A 23009-nucleotide genomic window follows, 5' to 3' on the forward strand; every position below is an offset into this window, starting at 1 on the left:
TCGACCCCCAGGCGTCCGTCCGGTGGGGCTTCTCGCGCAGTTCCCCGCGCCCCTGAAAAGCAGGGGCTGCGCCCCGTGCTTTTCAGCCCCGCCCGCCGGTCACCTTCAGCCCCGCCCGCCGGTCACCTTCAGCCCCGCCCGCCGGTCACCTTCAGCCCCGCCCGCCGGTCGCCCTTCAGGCCGCGGAGGGCTGGTCTTTCAGGCCCGCAGGGGCCTGGGCTTTCAGGGGCGCGGGGAACTGCGCGAGAAGCTCCACCGGAGCCGCACCCGACAACGCACCCCCATCAGGCCATCTGACGCCGGACCAGTTCGTGCAAACGGCCCGCGGGGTTCGCCAGCAGCTGGGCCGGAGGGCCGACCTCCGCGACCTTGCCGTCCTCCATGACGATCACCCGGTCCGCGTCCATGACCGTGGACAACCGGTGGGCGATCACCACACGCGTCGCGTTCAGCGCGCGCGTGCTCTCGATCACCGTGCGCTGTGTCTCGTTGTCCAGCGCACTGGTCGCCTCGTCGAAGAAGAGGAGGCGCGGACGGCGGATCAACGCCTGCGCGATCATGAGGCGTTGACGCTGCCCCCCGGAGATCGCGCCGTTGCCCTGGACGATGGTGTGCAGCCCCATCGGCATGCGCTGGATGTCCTCGGCGAGGCCCGCCATCGCCGCCGCGGCCATCGCCTCCTCGGGAGTGAACGGCTCCGTCCCGCAGATGACGTCCAGGATCGAGCCGGTGAACGGCTGCGCGTGCTGGAGGACGACACCGCACTGCCGGCGCACGGCGGACTGGTCGAGGGCGCCGAGGTCCTGACCGTCGTAGAGCACGCTGCCGGAGACCGGCTTGTCGAAGCCGATCAGCAGGCGCAGCAGCGTCGACTTGCCGCAGCCGCTCGGGCCGACGATCGCCACGAACTCGCCCGGCCGGATCGCGAAGGACACGTCGTCCAGCACCAGCGGGCCGTCGTCGGCGTAACGGAAGGAGAGGCGGCGGGCCTCCAGCGCGCCGGAGAGGACACCCGGGCGGGTGCTCGCCGTACGCACCTCGGGCGTGGCCTCCAGCACCGGCTTGATCTCCTCGAACAGGGGGAGGACGGCCACCGCCGACACGAACGCGCCCGTCAGTTGCGTCACCGACGTCAGCAGCATCGTCACCGAGGTGTTGAAGGTGAGGAACTCCGCCGCCGACATCGACCCCCGCGCCGGGCCCGCCAGCAGCATGAACATCAGCAGGGTGCAGAGGGGCAGATACACCGCGCCCAGCACCGTGTTGAGGTTCTTGATCCCGCCGACCTTCTGCTGTAGCTCCCGGCTGCGCGCGAACTCGCCCGCCCAGGCGGCGTACGCGTAGTTCTCGGCGGCGGCCACCCGTAGCTTCGGCAGGCCCCGGAGGGTCTGGAACGCCTGGTTGTTGAGCTTGTTGCTCAGCACCACCAGGCGGCGCTGCCAGCGGACCTGCCACAGCCCGAGGCCGAGGAAGACGGAGGCCACGATCACCAGCATCCCGATCGCCGCCAGGGCCATGGGCACGCTGAACCAGAGGAGAAGAGCGAGGTTCACGGCGCCGATGGTCACCGACTGGGCGACCACCGGGCCGACGCCTGCCAGGGTGCGACGGATCGCGCTGATGCCCATGGCCGCGCTGGCCAGTTCGCCCGTGGAACGGGACGCGAAGAACGCGGTGGGCAGCCGCAGCAGACGGTCCCAGACCGCCGGTTGCAGGGTCGCCTCGATCCGGCCCTCCAACCGGAGGATCGTCATGTTCTGCAGGAGCAGGAACGCCGCCGACACCACGCTCGCCAGCATGATCGCCAGGCAGACCTGGACGATCAGCTCCTCCTGGGCCTTCGGCACGTACTCGCCGAGGATCCTGCCCGTCGCGATGGGCACGAGCGAGCCGAGCAGGACCGTCACCAGGCCGCTGAGCAGCAGTCCCGTCATGTCACCGCGCGTGCCGTGCAGGCTGAACCGCATCAGCCGCAGCGGGCTCAGCACCCGTTCGGGCAGCGGCCGGTAGAACATCACCGCCCGCGGCTCGAACTCCGCCGCGTTCGCCTTCTCGATCGGTGTCTCCCGGCCGGACGACGGCTGTACGGCCACATAGCCGCCGCGCCGCCACAGCAGCGCCACCGGCGCCCCGGACAGGGCCCGGTGCCCGACCAGCGGGCCCACGTTCTCCCGCCACCAGGTGCCGGCGAGGCGTACGGCGCGCACCCGGACCCGGGAGGCGAGCGCGATGCGCTCCACCGGGTCGAGGCGGTCGCTCTCGGTGCCGCTCTGCGCGGGCTCGGAGAGGCTGATCCCCGCCGCCCGGGCGACGAGTCCGCAGGCCGCGTACGTGGCGTCCGCGTCGGCGGCCGTCGTCCGCCGGTTCGCGGAGGACTTGCCGATGGACGCGAGCAGGGTGCGGTCGGCCTGGGCGCGTACCGCCTCACCGGCCTTGATCCCGGCGGCCGTCCGGTCCTCGTGGGTGCGTTCCAGCTGCTCGATCCACCGGTCCAGCGTGGCCAGCAGCCGGTACTGCTGGTCGACCATGCTCTGCCAGACCCCGGGGTCCATCAGCAGGTCGCCCGCCGCCTCCGCGCCGTACAGCGAGCCGTACTGGACGCTGCCGGGCGGCACCCGCATCCAGAACACGTCGTCGTCGGTGGGCGCGGCGGCCCGCTCGGTGGCCATCGGTGCCTGGAAGAGGATGGACAGACTGCGGCCGACGCCCAGGGCGAGGGCGTATTCGAGGGGGCTGGTCTGCGGCGGGACGAGCTGGGCGTTGCCCCATTCGTCGTACGACCAGGTCTCGGTCCCCGCCTGCTGGTACAGCTCACGCAGTCCGATGCGCCGGACCACGCAGTCGCGCAGCGGGCGGGCGACCAGGGTGTGCTGGGGCCCGGGGACCGGGCCGAGCAGCAGCGCGCCCGCCTCCAGGCGGCCCAGATGGTGCCAGTGGCCCTGCTCGGCGGCGTCGACCGCGAACAGGTCCAGGGCGCCGGAGGCCACCAGCCACAGCGTCTGCGGGCCTTCGAGGTCGAGACGGGTGTGGCCGGCGCGGTCGAGGGGCGTGCCCATGGTGCCGAGCGCGCCGAGGACGAGGTCGCCCTCGCCGGACGGGGACGTCATCTCATCGCTCCCTGACCAGCTGGGCGTACGCGCCGCCGCGTCCCACCAGCTCCTCGTGCCGTCCGCGTTCCACGATCGTGCCGTGCTGCAGGACGACGATCTCGTCGCTGTCGCGGACCGTGGAGAGCCGGTGGGCGATCACCACACAGGCACAGCCGCGCTTGCGCAGGTTGTCCATCACGGTCAGCTCGGTCTCCGCGTCCAGCGCGCTGGTGACCTCGTCGAGGACCAGGATGCTGGGCCTGCGGACCAGCGCCCGCGCGATCTCCAGGCGTTGCCGCTGACCGCCGGAGAAGTTCCGGCCGTCCTGCTCGACCCGGCTGTTGATGCCGCCGGGCCTGCGGACCACCACGTCGTACAGGGCCGCGTCGCGCAGCGCCTCCACCACGGCCTCGTCCGGGATCGACGGGTCCCACAGGGCCACGTTGTCGCGGACCGTGCCCTCGAAGAGGAACACCTCCTGGTCGACGAAGGAGACCGAGGCGGCCAGCGCCCCGCGCGGGATGTCCTCCAGCCGGCGCCCGTCGATACGGATCACACCCTCCCAGGGCGAGTACAGGCCCGAGATCAGCCGCGACACCGTCGACTTGCCGCTGCCCGAACCGCCGACCAGCGCCACCTGCTGCCCCGGGCCCACGGTCAGGTCGAAGCCGGTGAGCAGGGGCTTGTCGAGAGGGCTGTAGCCGAAGGTGATGTTCTCCAGCTCCACATGGCCCTGGAGACGGCGCGTGGACTCGCCGGCGTCGGGGCGGGCGTACAGCGGGTCCGCCTGGAAGTTCTCCACGTCCTTGAGCCGGGCGACGTCGGCCGCGAAGTCCTGGATGCGGCCCGCGACGCCGTTGAGCCGGGTGATCGGGGCGGTGAACCGGGTGACCAGCGCCTGGAAGGCGACCAGCAGACCCACGGAGATATGGCCCTCGACCGCGCGCATCCCGCCGATCCAGAGGATGAGCGCGCTGTTGAGCGTGGCGAGCGTCGGGGCGACCACCCCGAGCCAGGCGCTCGGCACACCGAGCCGCTGCTGCTCCTCCAGCGTGGTCGCGTGCTGCCCGGCCCACTTGCGGAAGTAGCCCTCCTCGCCGCCGGTCGCCTTCATCGTCTCGATCAGCTGGAGTCCGGTGTACGCCGTGTTGGTGAGCCGGGCGTTGTCGGCGCGCAGCTTCGCCGTCCGGGTCGCCCGCAGCCGGATCACCACCCGCATCGCCACCACGTTCAGCAGTGCCACCCCGATGCCGACGAAGGTCAGCTGCGGGTCGTACGTATAGAGGAGGACGGCGTACAGGACGACCACGACCGCGTCCACCCCGGCCGCCGCGAGATCGCGGGCCAGGGTCTCGGCGACCGCGTCGTTGGACTGGAGCCGCTGGACGAGGTCGGCGGGGCTGCGCTGGGAGAAGAAGGTGACGGGCAGCCGGAGGAGGTGGCGCAGGAAGCGGGCGCTGGACAGGGTGGAGGAGATCAGGCGTCCGCGTAGGAGATTCGCCTGCTGCAGCCAGGTCAGCAGGACCGTCAGCAGCACACAGGCGCCCATCGACGTGAACAGCACGCCCAGCAGGGAGGTCTGCCCGCCGATCAGGAACATGTCGATATAGGTGCGGCTCAGCGCGGGCACCGCCGCGCCGACCGCCACCAGCAGCAGACTGGCGAGGACGGCGGCGGGCAGCGTGCCGGCGGTGCCGCGCATCCGGGCGGGCATGGCGCCGAGGACGCCGGGCCTGCGCCCGCCCTTCTCGAAGCCGTCGCTGGGCTCCATGACGAGGACGACCCCGGTGAAGCTCGCGTCGAAGTCCTCCATCGGCACGAACCGGCGGCCCTTGCCGGGGTCGTTGATGTGGACGCCGCGCCGGCCGAAGCGGCGGCCCATGCCGTCGTAGACGACGTAGTGGTTGAACTCCCAGAACAGGACGGCCGGTGCCGTCACCTCGGCGAGGGCGGCCACGTCCATCTGCATGCCCTTGGCGGTCAGGCCGTAACTGCGGGCGGCCTTCAGCAGATTGCTGGCGCGCGAGCCGTCGCGGGAGACACCGCAGGCGATCCGCAGCTCCTCCAGCGGGATGTGCCGTCCGTAGTGGCCGAGGACCATGGCGAGGGAGGCGGCGCCGCACTCCACGGCCTCCATCTGCAGGACGGTGGGTGTGCGGACGGTCTTCCCCCGTCCCTTGGGGACCGGGCGCCTGGGCGGGGCCGCCTTGCGTCTGCCGCGTACGGGTGGCGGGGCGGTGTCCTGGGACGCGGTCACGGGCGCGGCCCGTCGGCGGAGGGGATCACGGCAGCAGCCAATCGATCGGACGCTCGTCGGCCAGCCGGATCGAGCCCGTGGCCATGGTCATGGAGGTCAGCCCGAAAGGCGGCCCGTCCTGCGAGGACCACCGGTAGCCCGACTCGGTCGACGCCTTGCGGTCCAGCCGTACGGTGACGGCGACCGGGCGGCCCTTCCTGGTGAACTGCTCACCGAGCTGGCTGTCGCCGAGGAACGCGCCGATCGACTGCGGGGTCTGCGCGGTGCGGTCGACCTTCTGCACATGGCCGCGCAGTACGCCGTACCGCTGGGTGGGCGCCGACTGCACGGTGAGGTCCACGGCGGCGTCCTCGGGGATGGAGGCGGCGTTCTCGGCGGGGACGTACACCGTGGCGTAGAGCGGGTCGTCGGCGTCGGCGACCTTCTCGACGGCCGCGACGTTCGCGCCGGTCTGGATGATCTGGCCGATGGTGGCCGCGAGCGCGGAGACCCGGCCGGCCGCGACGGACCGTACGACCTTCTCGCCGTCGGCGGTGGCGACCTTCAGGACGGGGGCGCCGGCGGGCAGCCGCTCGCCCTGTTTCGCGAGCACGGCGGTGACCTGGCCGGCCACCGGGCTCTGCAGGATGTAACTGCCCTGGCCGTGGGTGAGGACGGCGGGGGCGCTGACCGTCGACGCGACGGAACCCGTGACGGCCCACACGGAAGCGGCGGCCATGGCGACCACCGTCACGGACAGCACCAGCCAGCCCTGCGGACGGGCGAAGCGCACCGGGAGATCGAGCTCCTCCGGTGACTGGAGCTTGGCGAGGGCCTGTTGGCGGAACTGCACGGGACTTCCCTTGTCGGGCTTCAGGGCACCCCGAGAGTCCCGGAACCTGTCAGGTGGTTCCGGGACTCAGCGGCACTGGGGGTCGATCAGAGACCGGCGACCAGGCTGGTGACCGGGGCGGTGTTCAGACCGGTGACACCCTCGACCGTGCCGACGGCCGTGTTGACCAGGCCGGAGACCGGGGCGATGCCGTCCACCAGGCCGGTGACGGTGCCGACGGCGTTGACCGAGAGGCCACCGGAGACGGCGTCGAGGGCGGCGTCCGAGATCTCGGCGGTCTCAACCTGGGGGGTGGAGTTCATGATGGAACTTCCCTTCGTATAGCTATTCATAAGGGGGGAGCGGCCCCCTTCTGGGGACAGAACGACGGCCGCGCACGTGGGTGCCCGCTCTCGGTCCGGAGAGCCGGCTGCTCCCCGATCCGAGGGCTCGGCGGCCCCCGCGGTGCGATGGATATAAGCAGATCGCCGCCGCGCACATCCAATCAACATGGCCTCCCACCAGCGCACTTGGTGACCATGACGGTTCATTGGTGCAGGAGTGGGCACGGCATGGGGGCAGCTTCTTCACACGGATCGCGGCATGGTCATAAGGCCTTCATTGCCAGTCGGAAAACGAATGGGACAGTCCCGCCTCAAAGGCACGGAGCACGCGACACGCCTGTGCAGAACTCCCGCCGACCGTGACTCCGCTGAGCATTCGGTGTGGAGATTCCCCGAAGCCGGTTTCCCGGCCGCCGGAGTGAACGGACCGCTGTCGCGTGGTCGCCGAGTGTCGTCGGACGGGATGCGGACCGACGGCGTCACAGGTGTCCCACGGCGAGGCGGGGCGGGAAGTCGTGAAATGGCAGACCAACGACGGGCGTAGCGCGCTTTGCGAAATGGAAGATTGGAATCTTTTTGCGGAGCGTTGAACACCCCATCGGAACCATCCGTACCAACTGGCAACCAGGCGCCCCGAGTTCACCCGCCGGACGGCGGTACGGACCCCGTCCCCAGGAGGTCAAGAGTTGAGTCACAAACGAGCCACCAAGCGCAAGGCGTTCATAGCCGCAGGCGGCGTGGCGGCGATCGGTGCGGCGGCCCTCATTCTGCCGAACGCGATGGCGTCGCAGACGGAGTCCAAGGACGCGGCCCCGAAGACCCTCGCGGCGAGTGACGCCTCCGACCTCGCCTCCCAGCTCCAGGAGTTGCTCGGTGACGCGTTCGCAGGCGCGTACTACGACTCGGGCGAGAAGCAGCTCATCATCAACGTCATCGACGGTCTTCAGATCGACGGCGACGACAACAACGTGATCATCCAGGCGCAGTCCGCCGGCGCGGAGGTCCGTGAGGTCGACAACAGCTGGTCCGAGCTGCAGAAGGGCGCGGCCACGCTGAAGGAGCAGGCCAGCGTCCCGGGTACGGCCTGGGCGATCGACCCCCGCACCAACAAGCTCCAGGTCACCGCCGACTCCACGGTCACGGGCGAGAACTGGGACACCATCGAGACGGCCGTGAAGTCGCTCGGCTCGGGCATGGCGACCATCAAGAAGTCCGCCGGCACGTTCAAGACGTTCCTGGAGGGCGGCGACGCCATCTTCGGCGGCGGCGCGCGCTGTTCGGCCGGCTTCAACGTCGTCAACGCCGAGGGTGCCCCGGCCTTCCTGACCGCCGGTCACTGCGGTGTCGCCGAGGCCGAGTGGTCCGAGGAGGAGGGCGGCGCGCCGATCGCCACCGTGGACGCGGCGACCGCCACGTTCCCGGGCGCCGGTGACTTCGCCCTGGTCAACTACAACGACCCGGCGACCCAGGCGGCCAGCACGGTCGACCTCGGCAACGGCCAGACGGTCGACATCAACGCGGTGGGCGAGGCCGCGGTCGGTCTCCAGGTCTTCCGCATGGGCAGCACCACCGGTCTCGCCGACGGTCAGGTCACCGGTCTCGAAGCCACGGTGAACTACCCCGAGGGCACGGTCACCGGCCTCATCCAGACCAACGTCTGCGCCGAGCCCGGCGACAGCGGCGGCTCGCTGTTCACCGAGGACGGCCAGGCCATCGGTCTGACCTCCGGCGGCAGCGGTGACTGCACCGTCGGCGGCGAGACCTTCTTCCAGCCGGTCACCACCGCCCTCGCGGCCACCGGCGCCACCCTCGGCGACGCCGGCGCGGGCGCCGGTGAGGAGGCCGGCGGCGCCGGCGCGGCCGGTGCGGGCGAAGAGGCCGACGGCGGCGCGGTCGCCGGAGCCGGCGAGGAGGCCGACGGCGGTGCCGTGGCCGGTGCCGGTGAGGAAGAGGGCGCCGCCGCGGCGGGCGCGGGCCAGGAGGAGGGCGCCGCTGCCGCCGGAGCCGGCGAGGAGGGCGACGCGGGTGCGGTCGCCGGTGCCGGTGACGCGGCCGGCGCGGGCCAGGAGCAGGAGCAGGGCATCGGCGACCAGGGTGTCGACGAGCAGGGCGTCCAGCAGTAGGCGAACGCCACCGAGAACGTGGACGACGGCCCAGGGATCAGCGGCCACTGACCCCCGGCCGTCGCCTCACGGCCCACGTGCCGGCCACACCACAGCGGTTCCGGTCGGCAGGTGGCACGGTCCGGCCCTCCGGCGGGAGGGCCGGACCGCTTCGCGTCCGGTGGCGCGGCCGATACCCGCGCATCCGACGAACGACCCGGCAGGACCCGCGGCGTCACCCGGCGGAGCCGGTGGCCCGCAGCAGCAGCAACGCCACATCGTCGGCCCGCTCCTCCGCCGCTCCGATCTCCCGCACGAGACTGTCGGCCAGCGCGTCCAACGGCCTCTCCCCGGCTCTCGACAGCCGCTCCCCGAGATCCGCCAGCGCCTCCTCGATGTCGACCCCCGGCGACTCGATCAGCCCGTCCGTGTACAGCGCCAGCACCGCCCCCTCCGCCAGCGCCACCTCGGTCGTCGGATACGACGCCTCCGCGTCGATCCCGAGCAGCGGCCCGCCCGCGAGGTCGAGCACCCGCACCTTCCCGTCCGGCCGGCGAAGCAACGGCGGCGGATGCCCCGCACGCGCCATCACGGCCGTCCCGTGCTCGGGGTCGAGCCGCAGATACAGACAGCTGGCGAACAGCTCCGAACCCAGGTCGATCAGCAGCCGGTTGGTGCTGCTCATCACCTCCTGGGGCGCCTGCCCGACGGTCGTGTACGCGCGGACCGCCGTACGGATCTGCCCCATCAGCCCCGCCGCCGTCACGTTGTGCCCCTGGACATCACCGATCACGGCGGAGGCCCGCCCGTGCGAGAGGACCAGGTCGAAGAAGTCGCCGCCGATGTCCATGCCCCGGGTGGCGGGCAGATAGCGGGAGGCCGCCTGGATCCCGGGGATCGACGGCAGCGAGTGCGGCAGCAGCGCCTGTTGCAGCCCGTGCGCGAGCTGGTGCTTGGCGTCGTACAGCAGCGCCCGCTCCAGCGCCTGGGCGATCAGACCGCTGAGGCTGGTCAGCACCGCCCGCTCGTCCGCGGGGAACGGATGCGGGTCGGCGTACCCGAGCACCCAGGTGCCCACCGGCCGCCCCGACGCGATCAGCGGGAGATACGCCCAGGCGCCCAGTCCGTCGGGGGTGTCCTGCCGCATCGGATAGAGATGCTCCAGCTGCTGCCGGGACTCGAAGAAGGCCGGCACACCGGTGGTCAGGGCGTGCGCCCCGGGCATCGGCGCGGACAGCGGCATCCCGTCGAAGCGTTCCACGAGATGCGGGTCGGTGTAGCCGCGGTGCCCGAGCACATGCAGCCGCCCGGCGCGCGAGCCGAACATCACGAGGGCCTGGCTGCCGATGGCCGGGGCGATCTCGTCGGCGACCAGTTCCACCACGTCCTGCACGCCCACCGCCTCGGTGAGCGCGCTCGCCAGCGCCAGCACATGGTTGATCGTCACCAGTCGGCCCGGCCCCCCGCCCTCCAGCCGCGCCGCGTGCTCGGCCTCGGCGACCGCGCGGGCCCGGGAGATCCGTACGCTCAGCCCGTTCGTCCCCGGGTACAGCCGGAACGACAGCCAGTCGCTCGGCGGTCGCAGCGCCACGAACGACGTCACGTGCTGGCTCATCAGGGCCGCCCGGTACCGGTCCTCATACGAGGGATCGTTGAGCCACGGCACCGACGCCCACAGCTGGGTGCCCAGCAGGGCGCTCACCGGGATGCCGAGCAGTTCGGCCGTGGCCGCGTTGGCGAAGGTGATCCGTCCGTGCAGATCGAGCGCGCACATCCCGTACGGCAGCCGCGCCACCATCCGCGCCGCCTCCACCGTGCCGAGCGTCCCGGCGACCGTGGTCGCGGACGGCGCCGACAGGTCCGGCTCCGGCAGCACCGGCCGGCCCTCCTCCTCCGCGCGCCGCAGCCGCTTCGCGAGCCGGTCGCAGGCGGAGGTCAGCTGGTCCCGCTCGCGCTCGCTCAGCTCCGGCGGGTGGGAGCCGGGCCAGGTCAGGAAGACGGCGCCGTACGTGGTGTCGCGGGTCGCCACCGGCAGCGCGGCCAGGGCGAACGGATAGGGCAGCACCATCGCGATCCGGGGATAGCGGCGGGCCATCTGCTCCTCGCCGCTGACCCACACCAGCCGCCGCCCGCGCACGGCCTCCGAGACCGGGACCGGCGCGCTCAGGCCCACCCGCTCCCAGGGCGCGGCGAACGACCTGGGCAGTCCCGCCATGACGGCCATCTCCAGGACCGGTTCGTCCGGCGTCAGCAGGTACACCGCGCCGGAGTGGGCCTCGACGTCGTCCATCATCGCGGCCAGCGCCAGGGACAGCAGCGGATGGCCGACCCGGGCCGTCTCGACGGTCGTCCGCCCTCCGGACGCGTGGACGCCGGCCATACCGACCACCTCCTCGCACCTCGTACGACCGCGCGTCGCGCCCCAGGGTCAAGGCTCCTCCCTGGGCGCCGCCCGCGCACGGCGAGCGCCGTGCCGTGGACGAACCGCTGTACCCCCTCCCGCCCGGGCCATGCCCCCTCGGTGATGCGCGGCATCGCGCGCGGGCGCCGCGAGTGCGCCCCCACGCACCCCGATGGCTGGTTCTTCGCGCCCGGGCGTGGTCGGGGGCGCCAACAATGGGCACGCGCTGAGGCGGAGGACATCGGTGTCCGGGAGGCGGAGGGCGAACGTGATCGGGGTATTGCTCGTGCACGACGAGTGTCTGGTCAGGTCGGTGCTGGCGGAGTGGCTCCGCGGGGAACCCGGCCTGACGGTGTACGACGCGTCCTGGCGCGCGGCGCCGGGGCGCGTACGGTCCCTGCGGCCGGACGTCTGCGCGGCGGACCTGGACTGCGCGGACGCGATCGGCATCCCGCCCCTCGCCGACCTGCGCGGTACGGGAGGCCCGGCCCCCGGGCTCCTGGTCCTCGCCCACGCGGGCAGACCCGGGCTCCTCAAGCGCGCGGCGGAGGCCGGGGCCCTCGGGTACGTCGACAAGGAGGGCTCGCCGCAGCGGCTGGTGTCCGCGATCCGCGAGGTCGCCCGAGGGAAACGTTTCGTCGATGACTCCCTCGGCTTCGGCTTCCTCAAGGCCGCCGAGATGCCCCTGACCCGCCGTGAGCTGAGCGTGCTGTCCCTGGCCGCCGAGGGCGCCTCCGTCGCCGAGATCGCCGGCAGCCTGCACCTTTCGCACGGCACCGTGCGCAACTACATGGCCGCCATCACCCGCAAGACGGGGGCGCGCAACCGGATCGACGCGATCCGGATCTCGCAGGGGGAGGGCTGGCTCTGAGGGACTCCGGAGGGCCCGGGGACGGCGTGCCCGCCCCGGGCGCCCAGGCGCCCACCAGGTCCCGGTAGAGCGGCGAGCGGGCCAGCAGCTCCTCGTGCTCCCCGTACGCCGTGGACCGCCCGTCCATGACCAGCACCCGGTCCGCGCGCCGGGCCGAGCCGAGCCGATGGGCGACCACCACGAGGGTCGTGTCCGGCCGCCGCGCGAAGGCCCGCTCCGCGCGCTCCTCCGCCGCCGCGTCCAGGTGACAGGTCGCCTCGTCGAGGATCACCACCGACGCGTACGACAGGTACGCCCGGCCCAGCGCGACGAGCTGGCGCTCCCCGGCGGACAGCGCGCCGGGGTCGACCTCGGCCCCCGGACCGCCCAGCCGTGCCATCACCCCGGCGAGCCCCACGGCCTCCGCGGCGGCCCACAGCTCCTCCTCGGGCACGGGTTTCGGCCGCAGCTCGCCGAGGTTTTCCGCGAGGGATCCCCCGAACACGTACGCCTCCTGCGGAATGAGCACCCGGTGTGCGCGGGATGTGGCGCCCGGTACCGGCCGCCCGCACAAGTGGACGGTGCCCTGCCGGGGGCGCAGCAGACCGGCGACGAGCCCGGTGAGGGTGGACTTCCCGATGCCGCTGGGACCCACGACGGCGAGGTGCGTGCCGTGCGGGACACGGAGGTCGAGGGCGTCGAGGACGGGGGTGCCGGAGGCGCCGTAGGCGAAGGTGACGGAGGAGAGGGCGAGGGCGTCCCCGGCGGCGGCGCCCGGCGGGGTACCGGGGCCGGGCGGGGGCTCGGTGTCGGGCGGCGGCTCGGGCCGGGGGGTGTGCGTCGTGGTGTCCGGCGGGGGCAGCAGCCTGCGCAGCACCACCGCGAGCCGGGAGCCGCTGGTGCCCAGGCCGTGGACCAGGTTCTGCAGGGCGGGGAGGAGGGACTGTGTGACGTAGGCGAGGGCGCCGATCAGGGCGCCCGCGGTCACCCCCCGGTCCAGCAGCCAGGGGGCCGTGGCCAGGAGGAGCACGACGGGGAGCTGGCCGCCGATCGCCAGGGCGGCGACCCGGACGACGCCCCAGCGGGCCAGCGAGCGGGCCGCCCGGTGCTCGGCCTCGACGCACCGGCCGGTGTCGGCGGCGACCGGCTCCTCCGCCCCGGCCGCCGTGATGTCCCGCAGCCCCGGGCAGACGGCGCCGAGCCGGCCGGCGAGGGCCTCGTCGGCGACGAGGAAGGTCTCCTGCCGGCGCGCCAGCGGGCGGAGCGTCACCAGGAACAGCCCCACACCGACGACCAGCGGGGGGCCTACCACCAGCAGCAGGGGCGGGGCCAGCGAGAAGAGCCCGACGAGCGCCCCGGCGGCGGTGAACACGAACGAGCGGGAGACCATCACCAGTCCGGCGAAGGTGTCCCGGGCGATCTCCACCTGCTGGGTCAGCCCGGACAGGGCCCCGCCGTCCGCCTCCCGGACCCCCCGTTCCACCACCCCGCGCACCAGCCGGTCCCGCAACGGCTCCACCAGCCCCGCCACGGCCCCGTACACCCGCCCGGTCCCGAACGCCCCCACGGCCACGGCCGCCGCCGCCACCCCGAGCCACCCCAGCCCGACGCCCGCCCGTCCGGCCAGGAACCCGTCGTCGAGGGCCCGCGCGAGGGCGTACCCCATCACGAACGTCTGCACCGCCTCCACCACGGACCAGAGCGCCAGCCGTACGACGACCCGCGCCCGCCGCCGCAGAAAACGCAGACCGCGCCGGGGGAGACCGAGCGGCGAAACAGGCGGTCGGGGCGGTGCGGTGGCCCTCATCGTTGCGGCCCGCCTCCCGCCCCGAACAGCTCCCGGTACCCGGCGATCCGCCACAGCTCCGCGTGCGGCCCCACCGCCCGCACCCTTCCCCCGTCCAGCCAGGCCACCGTGTCCGCGCGGGCGGCCGTCGTGGCGCGGTGGGCGACGAGCAGGCGGGTGGCGCCGGTGGGGGAGGAGAGGAGCGCGTCGGTGACCCGGCGCTCGGTGACGGTGTCGAGGCTGGAGAGGGCGTCGTCGAGGACGAGGAGACGGCAGTCGCGGGCGAACGCGCGGGCGAGGCCGAGGCGTTGGGCCTCGCCGCCCGACAGGGGGGCGTCGGCGCAGGGGGTGGCGTAGCCGTCGGGGAGGCGCCGGACGAAGGCGTCGGCGTGCGCGGCGCGGGCGGCCTCCCGGACCCGGGCCGGGGAGGGGCGGGGGACCCCGAAGGCGATGGTGTCCTCGACGGAGCCGCCCAGCAGGGCCGGGCGTTCGAAGGCGTGCACGATCGCCCGGCGCAGCTCCCGCCGGTCCAGCTCGGGCAACGGCACCCCGTCGAGCCGTACCTCTCCCTCGTCCGGATCCACGAGCCGCCCGGCGACCGCGGCGAGCAGTGACTTCCCCGCCCCCGAACGCCCCACGACGGCCACCGTGGCACCACCCGGGACGACAAGGTCGACACCGTCCAGCACGGCACGCCCACCCCGGCGGACGGTCACGGACCGCAGTTCGAGCCGTCCTTGCCGGGAGACCGGACGGGACGGGGCGCGCGGCTCCGGCGGTTCCGGTCCGGCGGACGGCAGCAGACGTCCGCCGTGGGGCATCGGGGGCTCGGCCAGCACATCGCCCAGCCGGGCGGCGCCCGCACGCGCGCGGATCAGGGCCGAGACATGGCCGACCAGGACGCCGACGCCCGCGGCGAGCACGGCGTAGCGGGACGCGGCGAGGAGGTCGCCGGGGGACAGGCGCGCCCGGGTGAGCAGGACGCCGGCGGTGGCCACGACGGCGAGCTGCGCCAGCGGTGCCACGGTGGCGGCCCGTGCGGCGGCCCGGCCCTGGACATGCCACATGCGGTGCCCCTCGCGGGAGAGCTCGGGCAGGGGCCCGAGGACACGCGTGACGGTCCGGTCGGCGGTCCCGGCGGCGGCGATCGTCCGGTGCCCGGCGACGGCCTCGGCCAGCCCGCCCGCGATCCGGCCCTGGGCCCGCTGATAGCGCGTGACGCACACGGAGGAGTCCTGGGCCAGCGCGCGCAGGACGAGGGCGAGCAGCGGGGCCCCGATCAGGAACGCCGCCATGAGCCGGGGATCGATCAGCCCCAGCGCCACCACCGCGCCCAGCGGCCCGACGAGCGCGGCGAGGAGCGCGGCGGCCGTGGCGGGCGCCGTCCCCGCCTGGGCCGCGTTCCCGACGAGCCGGGCCACCAGGTCCCCGGGGCCGAACCGGCCCACGGCCCGCGGCCCCACGGCCAGCACGTGCCCCACCAGACGATGGCGCAGCCAGGCGGTGGCCCGGGCGTCCGTGGTCCCGCCGAGTACGGTCTCGACCGCGTCCAGCACGGCCGCCACGAGGATCAGCGCCGTGCACCACAGCACCCAGCGCGAGCCGTCCGGGTCGCCGGCCAGCAGCAGATCGAGGGCCCGGCCGAGCGCGACCGGCAGCGACAGGTCCGCCGCCGTCGCGGCCACGGACACCAGCGCCAGGGCCGTACAACGAAGGCCGGAGTACCGGACGGCCGAGCGCAGCAGAGGGGTCGTCATACCCGTCCTGACGTGGGATGACCGGGTGGATGGGAGGGTGGGCCGCCCGCAACCGGGACGGGCGGGCCCCGGACGGCCCCTCCCCGCGGTGGGGAGGGAACCGTCCGGAGCCGCCCTTCGGCCCGATCAGAGGCAGAGCGTGATGCTGGCCGCGCTCACACAGGACAGCACGCTCAGGGAGCTGGGGCCGCCGGTGCCGGTCGTCTCGTCCGCTTCCATCGTCTGCAGGTCGAGAAGTGCCATGTCGCTTCCTTTCGTCGGTGGCCCGCTCAGGGGCCGTTGGGGACGGGGGTGTTGCGTCACGACTCCACCCGGTGGGGGAACCGCGTCATAGGGGCCGCCGTCGTGGCGGCGGCAGGAACGGCAGCTGCGCCGGGGCGCCGTCGTCGGCGGCGTGCGCCGCGCCGAGGGCCAGCAGACAGCCCGCCGTTCCGGTACCGAGGTCCATGGACAGCCGCATCAAATGGCTGCCGGGGAAGGCCAGTTGCCCCTGGTAGGGCATCGCGTGCCAGCCGAGCGCGGCGATCTGCCGCGTCAGCCGCTCGCGCGGGGCGCCGGTGCGCGCCAGGTGCAGGATCATCCCGGCCCGGCCCTCGAACAGGCCCGGCTGGGCGTAGAAGCGGTAGGCCGCGGCGGTCAGCACACCCGCCCGTACGTCCGCGTACCCGTGCGGGGCGGTGCCGGTGGCGTCGGCGGTGGCGGCCAGGAGGTCGTCCAGCACCATGCCGACGCCCACGCTCCCGTCCCCGAGGTACGGCATCGTCCGCCATCCCTCGTCCACGGCCAGCCCGCCGTTCCTCTGGTCGACCAGGCACTCCAGGTCCAGCCGCAGCGCCGCGTGCGCCGCGTCGAGCAGCGCGGGCTCGCCCGTCGCCTCGTACCGGCGCAGCAGGAACAGCGCGGGTCCGCTCGCGCCGCGCAGCAGGCCGGCCCGTCGGCGGGGCGGTGCCGGGCGGGGCTCGGCGAGGCGGCGTACGAGGAGGTCCGCGGCCTCGGCCGCGTGCGCGCGCAGCCCGGACTCGCCGGTGGTGCGCGCCAGTTCGTCGAGGACCAGGCCCAGCCCGGCCAGTCCGCCCCGCAGGTCGGACGACAGTTTGTGCCACTTCTCGGAGAGGATCCGCTCGACCAGGTCCAGGGCCCGCCGGCGGTGGCCGAGCCGGTCCAGGGTGAACGCGACCCCCGCGAGACCGTCGTACAGACCGAGCGGGGTGCCGACCGGCACCGGGTCGGTGTGATCCAGCAGCCAGCGCTCACCCTCCTCGTAGCGCTCGGCGCCGACCTCCGCGAGCGCGTACAGGACGCCCGCCGCGCCGTGCGCGAGGCCGAGACCGCCGCCGTCGGAGAACTGGGCGACGTCCCCGGGGAAGATCCGGTCGTCGCGCTCCGGAGTGGCGGAGGCCAGGATCGCCTTCACCATCGAGTCACGGCTGTACGGCCAGTCCCCGGGCCCGGCGAGGGACCAGCCGCCCGCCGGGGCGCCCCGGCCCCGTGTTTCCCCGACGCCGCCGCTGCCACGGGTGATCTCCGCGACCGCCTCGTCCAGGAACCCGCGCGGCACGTCCGGGAACTGCTCCGCGATCACCGCCGCGAGATGCGCGGCCTTCTCCCGCTCCACCACGAACAGCGAGGTGACCGGCAGGAACAGCGCCAGCCGCAGACACGCGAGGGCATAGCGGTCGACGGCCGCGCCGGTGCGGTCCGGGGGCGCGAGGAAGCCGGGGTGGGCGACGGTCTGGCGGCCGTTCTCCTCGACGGGCGCCGCCGCCTCGAAGTCGAGGAGGGACACCGAGTGGTCGTCCGGCGCGACCATGATGTTGAAGACATGCAGGTCGTTGAAGACGATCCCGCGCGCGTGCACCGCCGCGACCGCCTCCTCGACGGCCCGGTGGACGCGTAACGCCCAGGCCGTGTACGCGGCGACCGCGCCCGGCTCGGGGTCGGCGGCCAGCAGGGGGTGCCGTTCGGCGACGTACGCGTTGAGCGGGCGGCCCTCGACGAAGTCCATGACGAGGAAGCGGTGGTCGCCGAGCGTGAACCAGTCGCGCACCCCGGGCACCACGCCGAGCCCGGCCAGCCGCTCCAGCGCGTCCCTCTCCCGCTCCAGCCGGGTGACCGCGTCGGCCCCGTCGGCGGCCAGCCCGGCGTGCGGGCGCCCCTCCTTCAGGACCACCCGGCGGCCGTCCCGGGTGTCGGTGCCGACGTACACGCCGCCGCCGTTGGAGAAGTGCAGCGCCTTCTCGATGCGGTACGGCAGCTCGCCGACCGTGGTCGTGTTGCGTGCCGCGAGCTGCGGTTCCAGGAACGCGGGCAGGTTCACCCAGTCGGGCACATGGAAGGTCGGCTTCCGCTGGTCCGGGACCAGGGTGCCCCCGCCGTCGCGGACGGCCGGGACGAGCGTGCCGCGCTCGTCGACGACGAAGGAGCGGGCGAAGGCGCCGTAGCGGACGTACAGCGGTCCCTCGTTCCAGCGCAGGTCGGTGAGGATGTACGGCCCGTCCAGGCCGTCCAGGAGCGCGCCCAGCTCGCGCAGGACGAGATGCAGCTGCTCCTCGTCTGCCGGGTAGACGGTCACGAACTTGCCGCTGGTGTCGCGGGCCGCGTACTTGGCGTTGCGCAGATGCAGCAGCTGCGGACCCGGCACGAACTTGAACGGGATCGCCCGGGGCACGCAGTAGTCCCACACGATCGCCGCGATCCGGTCCGCGTTCGCCCGGGTGGCGGAGGCGTGCACCTTCCATCCCTGGGTGGGCCCGGGACGGGGCCGCCCGCCGTCGTCGACCGGGGTCAGCGTCAGCCAGTCCCCGATCCGGGCGGCCCGCCAGCCCTCGGGCACCGCCCGCAGGGCCGTCCCGTAGCCGGGCGCCGCGGTGCCGGCTCCCGCACCGGCGGAGAGCCGGTCGGGTGTCTCGTAGAAGTGCCTGTCGGCGAGCGCGTACGCCTCGTACCGCTTGTCCATGCGCGTCCCCCGGGTCGTGTGCCGTCGATGCCGTCGCCCCCTGGGCCGGGTGACGACGAGCCTTCCAGCCCGCCGGAGCGCCGGACAGTCACGGCTGTCACCAGAAACCCGTCACGCCTGTCACGCGCTCACCGTGCGGAACGCATGGGTAAAGATCTGTTCGGATCCGTTCGGCCTCTTTCGGGCCCGGACGGGCGGACGGAACGGGTCCCCGGCCTCGCCGAACGGTCCCAGGGGCTGCGCGACCGTGCCGGAAGCGCTGTAATTGCGGACGTGGTCAGTGAGGGCGCAGCGGAACGCGGAACGAGGACGCTGCGTGCCGAACTCGCGCTCAAGACGCTTGCCGGCGATCTCGATCCGCAGGAGCGGCTGCACGCCATCCTCGAACAGGTGCTCGTGTTCACGAGCGCTACGGTCGCCGTCCTGTACATCCCGGACGGCGAGGGCGACGCGCTGTCCCTGGCCGGCTCGGCGGGCGTCCCGAGGAGCCTCTACGGGCTCCGCGACAGCTACCCGGCCTCCGGACCCGCCCCGGTGGCCGAGACCTGCCGCTCGGGCCGCCCCCGCTGGTTCGCCTCCGGCGACCTGCCCCGGGACGCGGGGCCCGCACCGGACCCCGGCCCGCCCCGAGCCATGGACGGTCCGCGAGGTACGGACGGTCCGCGGGGCATGGACGGTCCGCGGGGCATGGACGGTCCCGAGGGCGCGGACGCCCCCCGCGCCCCCGTCGAGGAGTTCTCGCTGGGCGTGCTGCCGCTGCGCGAGCGCGGGTGCCTCGTCGCCGTCGGTGACGGCCCGGACGCCTTCGACGCCGAGGACCGGCGGTGCCTCGACCTCCTCGCCGAGGCGGTCACCAGCGCCGCCCCCGCCCCGCCCGCCGGACCCGGCGCCTCCTTCGACCTGGCCATGGACACCGGGCGGGTCGAGGTCGACGACAAACTGCTGGAGCTGTTCGGCATGGGCCCCGACGACTTCGACGGCCGGGTCGAGACCCTGATCGCGCTGACCGTGCCCGAGGACCTCCCCGCGCTGATGTCCGTCGTCGAGGCGGACCACATGTCCATCGGCGACCGGGAGCTGGAGTTCCGCATCCTGCAGCCCTCCGGCGAGCAGCGCTGGCTCCGGCTGCGGGGCCGGATGCTGCCCGGCGGCGAGGACCGGGCCACCCGGCTCGTCGGTACCGTCGCCGACGCCTCCACCCTGCGCACCGGCCGCGGCGACGTGGCCCGGATCCAGCGCCTCGCCGCCGCCCTGGCCACCGCCGGCACCGTCCGTGACGTCAGCCAGGCCGTGGTGACCGCCCTGCGCAAGCCGCTCCAGGCCGACCGGATCGCCCTCGCCGAACTGGAGGGGGACCGCCTGGTCGTCACCGTCCTCGACCCCCCGCAGCCGGAGGTCTGGCCCGAGGTGTGGCGCTCGGAGTGGCGCGGCGAGTGGCCGGACGCGCCGGTGCGCACCATGCCGACCCTCGCCACCGCCCTGCGTGAGGGGCGCGCCGGGATCTGGCCCGCCGGAGCCGATCTGGAACCGGCCCTCTCCGACGTCGGCCCCGGCGGCCTCGCCGTGCTCCCGCTGCCCGCCGGCGGCCGGATGGCCGGGGCCTGTCTGATCGGCTGGGACAACCCCCACGACTTCGGCCCCGAGGAGCGCGCGCTGCTCACCGCCGCCTCCGGCCTCGCCGGACAGGCCCTGATGCGGGCCCACGCCTTCGACGCCGAGCACGAACTCGTCGGCATGCTCCAGCGCACCCTGCTCCCGCGCCGTCTGCCGCAGCTGCCCGGCGCGGTCGCCGTCGCCCGCTATCTGCCCACCACCGCCGGACTGGAGGTCGGCGGCGACTGGTACGACGTCATCCCGCTGCCCGACAACCATGTGGCCCTCGTCATCGGCGACGTCCAGGGCCACAACGCGGGCGCCGCCACCCTGATGGGCCAGATGCGCACCGCCCTGCGCGCCTACGCCGTCGAGGGACACCCCCCGGACGTCGTCGTCTCGCACGCCAACCGGCTCCTGATGGACATGGAGACCGACCTCTTCGCCACCTGCTGCTACGTAGACATCGACATGGAGGAGGGCTCCGCCTGGTACGTCCGCGCCGGCCACATCCCGCCCGTGCTGCGGCACCCGGACGGCACCACCGAGATCAGCGAGGCGGAGGGCGGACCGCCGCTCGGCGTCGTCATGCGGGCCGACTTCCCGATGAGCCCCCTGCGGCTGACCCCCGGCACCCTGCTGGCCCTCACCACGGACGGCCTCGTCGAGTCCGCCGACGTCGACGTGGAGGACGGACTCGACCACCTCGCCACCGAACTCTCCGGCGCCGACCCCGCCCACCTCGGTGTCGTCGCCGACACCCTGCTGGGCGGCGCCAACCGCGACGACGACGTGGCTCTGCTCCTCGTCCGCTACGACGGCATGGCCCTGCGCCCCCAGCGCGAGAACTGGAGCGTGTGGCGCGTCCCCCAGGCCGTCGGACAGGCCCGCCGCTACACCCGGCGGGTGCTGCGCCGCTGGGGCGTCGAGGCCACCGCCGACACCGTGCTCCTCGTCGTCTCCGAACTCGTCACCAACGCCCTCGTCCACACCGACGGCCGGGTCCGCCTCGACCTCACCCTCCTGGCCGACCGCCTCCGCGTCGCGGTCGCCGACGCCTCCCCGCGCACCCCCATGAAGCCCACCGTCATCGGCTGGGAGGCCACCGGCGGGCGCGGCATCCTCCTCGTCGAGGCGATGTCCTCGGCCTGGGGCACGGTCCCGGTCAGCGGCGGCAAACAGGTGTGGGCGGAGATCCCCATCGAATGACACGCCGTGTCGAACGGGCCCGTCGGGTGACCCGCCGTGTCGAACAGCCCGTCGGGTGACACGCTGGCCGGGTGCGTCTGCTGCTTCTCTCCGACACCCATCTGCCCAAGCGCGCGAAAGCGCTGCCCGAGCCGCTCCTCGCCGAACTCCCGCGCGCCGACGTGGTCGTCCACGCCGGCGACTGGGTCGACGAGGCCACCCTCGACCTCCTCGAAGCCCGCTCCCGCCGGCTCGTCGCCGTGTACGGCAACAACGACGGCCCCGGCCTGCGCGCCCGCCTCCCCGAGGTGGCCCGCGCCGAACTGGACGGGCTGCGGCTCGCCGTCGTCCACGAGACCGGCCCCGCCCAGGGCCGGGAGTCCCGCTGCGCCGCCCGCTACCCCGACACCGACGTCCTCGTCTTCGGCCACAGCCACATCCCCTGGGACACCACCACGTCCACCGGCCTGCGGCTGCTCAACCCCGGCTCCCCGACCGACCGCCGCCGCCGGCCGCACCACACCTATATGACGGCGACGGCGGCGGACGGCGAGCTGACGGACGTGGAACTGCACCGACTGCCGCCCCGCACCTGACCCGGGCGCCCGCCGCCCCGCTCAACCACTCGGGTCCGGCGGATGGATCACCCCGGTCGTCTCCGTCAGCGGCGCCCCGCTGCCGCCCCACCGCAGCGCGACGATCTCCGCCGCGACGGAGACGGCCACCTCCTCCGGCGTACGGGCGCCGAGGTCCAGTCCGACGGGCGAGCGCAGCCGGGACAGTTCGGCCGCGCCGAGCCCGGCCTCCCGCAGCCGCCGGGTCCGGTCGTCGTGCGTACGGCGGCTGCCCATCGCCCCGATGTACGCGGCCGGGCGGCGCAACGCCTCCTCCAGCAGCGGCACGTCGAACTTGGGGTCGTGGGTGAGGACACAGATGACCGTGCGGTCGTCGGTGGGGGTGTCGCGCAGATAGCGGTGCGGCCACTCGACGACCACCTCGACGGCGGCGGGGAAGCGCTTCGGGGTGGCGAAGACCGGGCGGGCGTCACACACCGTGACCCGGTACCCGAGGAAGTCACCGATCCGCGCGACCGCCGCCGCGTAGTCGATCGCGCCGAACACCAGCATGCGGGGCGGGGGCGCGAACGACTGCAGGAACACGGAGACCGCGTCCTCCCGCCGCTCACCGCGCGGCCCGTAGTGCCGCCGCCCGGTGATCCCCTGCGCCAACTCGCCCCGCGCGTCGGCGGCGACGGCGACGTCCAGGCCGGTCGAGCCGAGGGTGCCGGAGGCCCTGTCCGGCCATACGGCGAGGGTGGCGCCACGCGGGGCCGGGCCGTCGATCACGGTCGCCGCCGTCACCGGGTGCCCCGCGCCCACCGAGTCCACGATCTGCCCGAACGACGGGTCCTCGGCGCCCGTCACCCGCCGTACCAGGAGTGTGATCTCCCCGCCGCAGGTCAGCCCCACGGCGAAGGCGTCCTCGTCGCTGTACCCGAACGTCTCCAGCCGCGCCCGCCCGTCCGCGACGACCTCCTGGGCCAGCTCGAACACCGCGCCCTCCACACAGCCACCGGACACACTGCCCACGACCTCCCCACCGGGGCCCACCGCCATCGCCGCGCCCGGCCCCCGCGGCGCGCTCCGGCTGACCGCGACGACGGTGGCGAGACCGAAGGGGGAGCCTGCGGCGTACCACTCGCCGAGCACCGGAAGAATGTCACGCACGAGCATCGGCCTCCTCTGCCTCCAGCCTCCACCGCCCTGACCGCTGCCGCCCGCCGACCGGCTTTTCCTCGCCCCCGCCGCCCCTACCCGTCCCATCCCCAGGGGCTGTGCCCCTTCGACCCCCAGGCGTCCGTCCGGTGGGGCTTCT

The 23009-nt window shown here is 73.9% G+C and carries 14 protein-coding genes; 4 read left to right on the forward strand and 10 right to left on the reverse strand.

What is annotated here, in order from left to right:
- Nucleotides 1-284: 284 nt before the first annotated feature.
- From J8M51_RS29195 to J8M51_RS29210, 4 genes are all read right to left on the reverse strand, one after another.
- Nucleotides 285-3107, reverse strand: a complete 2823-nt coding sequence (locus tag J8M51_RS29195) for an NHLP bacteriocin export ABC transporter permease/ATPase subunit (RefSeq protein WP_086761955.1) — start codon at nucleotides 3105-3107, stop codon at nucleotides 285-287.
- Between the two features lies 1 nt (nucleotide 3108).
- Nucleotides 3109-5346 carry an NHLP family bacteriocin export ABC transporter peptidase/permease/ATPase subunit gene (locus J8M51_RS29200; protein ID WP_086761957.1) on the reverse strand — a complete coding sequence of 746 codons (2238 nt, stop codon included), beginning with the start codon at nucleotides 5344-5346 and terminating at the stop codon, nucleotides 3109-3111.
- Between the two features lie 25 nt (nucleotides 5347-5371).
- Nucleotides 5372-6178, reverse strand: coding sequence for an HlyD family efflux transporter periplasmic adaptor subunit (locus J8M51_RS29205; protein ID WP_086761959.1), 807 nt, complete (start codon nucleotides 6176-6178; stop codon nucleotides 5372-5374).
- 86 nt (nucleotides 6179-6264) lie between these two features.
- The gene (locus J8M51_RS29210) at nucleotides 6265-6480 is read right to left on the reverse strand and encodes a hypothetical protein (RefSeq protein WP_033528587.1); all 216 of its coding nucleotides are present in this window, start codon (nucleotides 6478-6480) and stop codon (nucleotides 6265-6267) included.
- Nucleotides 6481-7187: 707 nt separating this feature from the next.
- Between J8M51_RS29210 and J8M51_RS29215 the strand changes: the two genes are divergently transcribed.
- Complete coding sequence (locus J8M51_RS29215; RefSeq protein ID WP_256966248.1) at nucleotides 7188-8624, forward strand: S1 family peptidase; 1437 nt, start codon at nucleotides 7188-7190, stop codon at nucleotides 8622-8624.
- Nucleotides 8625-8838: 214 nt separating this feature from the next.
- Here J8M51_RS29215 and J8M51_RS29220 read toward each other — a convergent pair whose 3' ends face one another.
- On the reverse strand, nucleotides 8839-10983 hold the full coding sequence (locus tag J8M51_RS29220; protein ID WP_086762521.1) for a SpoIIE family protein phosphatase: 2145 nt from the start codon (nucleotides 10981-10983) through the stop codon (nucleotides 8839-8841).
- A gap of 289 nt (nucleotides 10984-11272) precedes the next feature.
- Between J8M51_RS29220 and J8M51_RS29225 the strand changes: the two genes are divergently transcribed.
- The gene (locus tag J8M51_RS29225) at nucleotides 11273-11875 is read left to right on the forward strand and encodes a response regulator transcription factor (RefSeq protein WP_256966247.1); all 603 of its coding nucleotides are present in this window, start codon (nucleotides 11273-11275) and stop codon (nucleotides 11873-11875) included.
- Here the strand turns inward: J8M51_RS29225 and J8M51_RS29230 are convergent.
- From J8M51_RS29230 to lanKC, 4 genes are all read right to left on the reverse strand, one after another.
- Nucleotides 11805-13661 (reverse strand): ATP-binding cassette domain-containing protein, encoded by a 1857-nt coding sequence (locus J8M51_RS29230; RefSeq protein ID WP_267299572.1) that lies wholly within the window; start codon nucleotides 13659-13661, stop codon nucleotides 11805-11807. The two genes, J8M51_RS29225 and J8M51_RS29230, sit on opposite strands and share 71 nt — an antisense overlap.
- On the reverse strand, nucleotides 13658-15397 hold the full coding sequence (locus tag J8M51_RS29235; protein WP_267299573.1) for an ABC transporter ATP-binding protein: 1740 nt from the start codon (nucleotides 15395-15397) through the stop codon (nucleotides 13658-13660). The genes J8M51_RS29230 and J8M51_RS29235 overlap by 4 nt, the downstream gene beginning before the upstream one ends.
- A 126-nt stretch (nucleotides 15398-15523) precedes the next feature.
- The gene (locus J8M51_RS29240) at nucleotides 15524-15640 is read right to left on the reverse strand and encodes a SapB/AmfS family lanthipeptide (RefSeq protein ID WP_005483995.1); all 117 of its coding nucleotides are present in this window, start codon (nucleotides 15638-15640) and stop codon (nucleotides 15524-15526) included.
- A gap of 85 nt (nucleotides 15641-15725) precedes the next feature.
- Nucleotides 15726-18353, reverse strand: a complete 2628-nt coding sequence (lanKC, locus tag J8M51_RS29245; RefSeq protein ID WP_086761210.1) for a class III lanthionine synthetase LanKC — start codon at nucleotides 18351-18353, stop codon at nucleotides 15726-15728.
- 273 nt (nucleotides 18354-18626) lie between these two features.
- Here lanKC and J8M51_RS29250 point away from each other — a divergent pair, with 273 nt between their 5' ends.
- Together J8M51_RS29250 and J8M51_RS29255 are read left to right on the forward strand one after the other, a co-directional pair.
- Nucleotides 18627-21155, forward strand: a complete 2529-nt coding sequence (locus tag J8M51_RS29250) for a SpoIIE family protein phosphatase (RefSeq protein ID WP_086761212.1) — start codon at nucleotides 18627-18629, stop codon at nucleotides 21153-21155.
- A 71-nt stretch (nucleotides 21156-21226) separates the two neighbouring features.
- On the forward strand, nucleotides 21227-21730 hold the full coding sequence (locus J8M51_RS29255; RefSeq protein WP_086761214.1) for a metallophosphoesterase family protein: 504 nt from the start codon (nucleotides 21227-21229) through the stop codon (nucleotides 21728-21730).
- Between the two features lie 21 nt (nucleotides 21731-21751).
- On the opposite strand, the gene J8M51_RS29260 is transcribed toward J8M51_RS29255, so the two are convergent.
- Nucleotides 21752-22861 (reverse strand): XdhC family protein, encoded by a 1110-nt coding sequence (locus J8M51_RS29260; RefSeq protein ID WP_086761216.1) that lies wholly within the window; start codon nucleotides 22859-22861, stop codon nucleotides 21752-21754.
- Nucleotides 22862-23009 lie beyond the last annotated feature (148 nt).

This window comes from Streptomyces griseiscabiei, assembly GCF_020010925.1.
GTDB classification, from domain to species: domain Bacteria; phylum Actinomycetota; class Actinomycetes; order Streptomycetales; family Streptomycetaceae; genus Streptomyces; species Streptomyces griseiscabiei.

Excerpts from the sequence above, each read along its gene's own strand:
- J8M51_RS29235 (WP_267299573.1), bottom strand. The coding sequence starts at position 15,397 with ATGACGACCCCTCTGCTGCGCTCGGCCGTCCGGTACTCCGGCCTTCGT.
- lanKC (WP_086761210.1), bottom strand. The coding sequence starts at position 18,353 with ATGGACAAGCGGTACGAGGCGTACGCGCTCGCCGACAGGCACTTCTAC.
- J8M51_RS29195 (WP_086761955.1), bottom strand. The coding sequence starts at position 3,107 with ATGACGTCCCCGTCCGGCGAGGGCGACCTCGTCCTCGGCGCGCTCGGC.
- J8M51_RS29230 (WP_267299572.1), bottom strand. The coding sequence starts at position 13,661 with ATGAGGGCCACCGCACCGCCCCGACCGCCTGTTTCGCCGCTCGGTCTC.
- J8M51_RS29240 (WP_005483995.1), bottom strand. The coding sequence starts at position 15,640 with ATGGCACTTCTCGACCTGCAGACGATGGAAGCGGACGAGACGACCGGC.
- J8M51_RS29220 (WP_086762521.1), bottom strand. The coding sequence starts at position 10,983 with ATGGCCGGCGTCCACGCGTCCGGAGGGCGGACGACCGTCGAGACGGCC.
- J8M51_RS29210 (WP_033528587.1), bottom strand. The coding sequence starts at position 6,480 with ATGAACTCCACCCCCCAGGTTGAGACCGCCGAGATCTCGGACGCCGCC.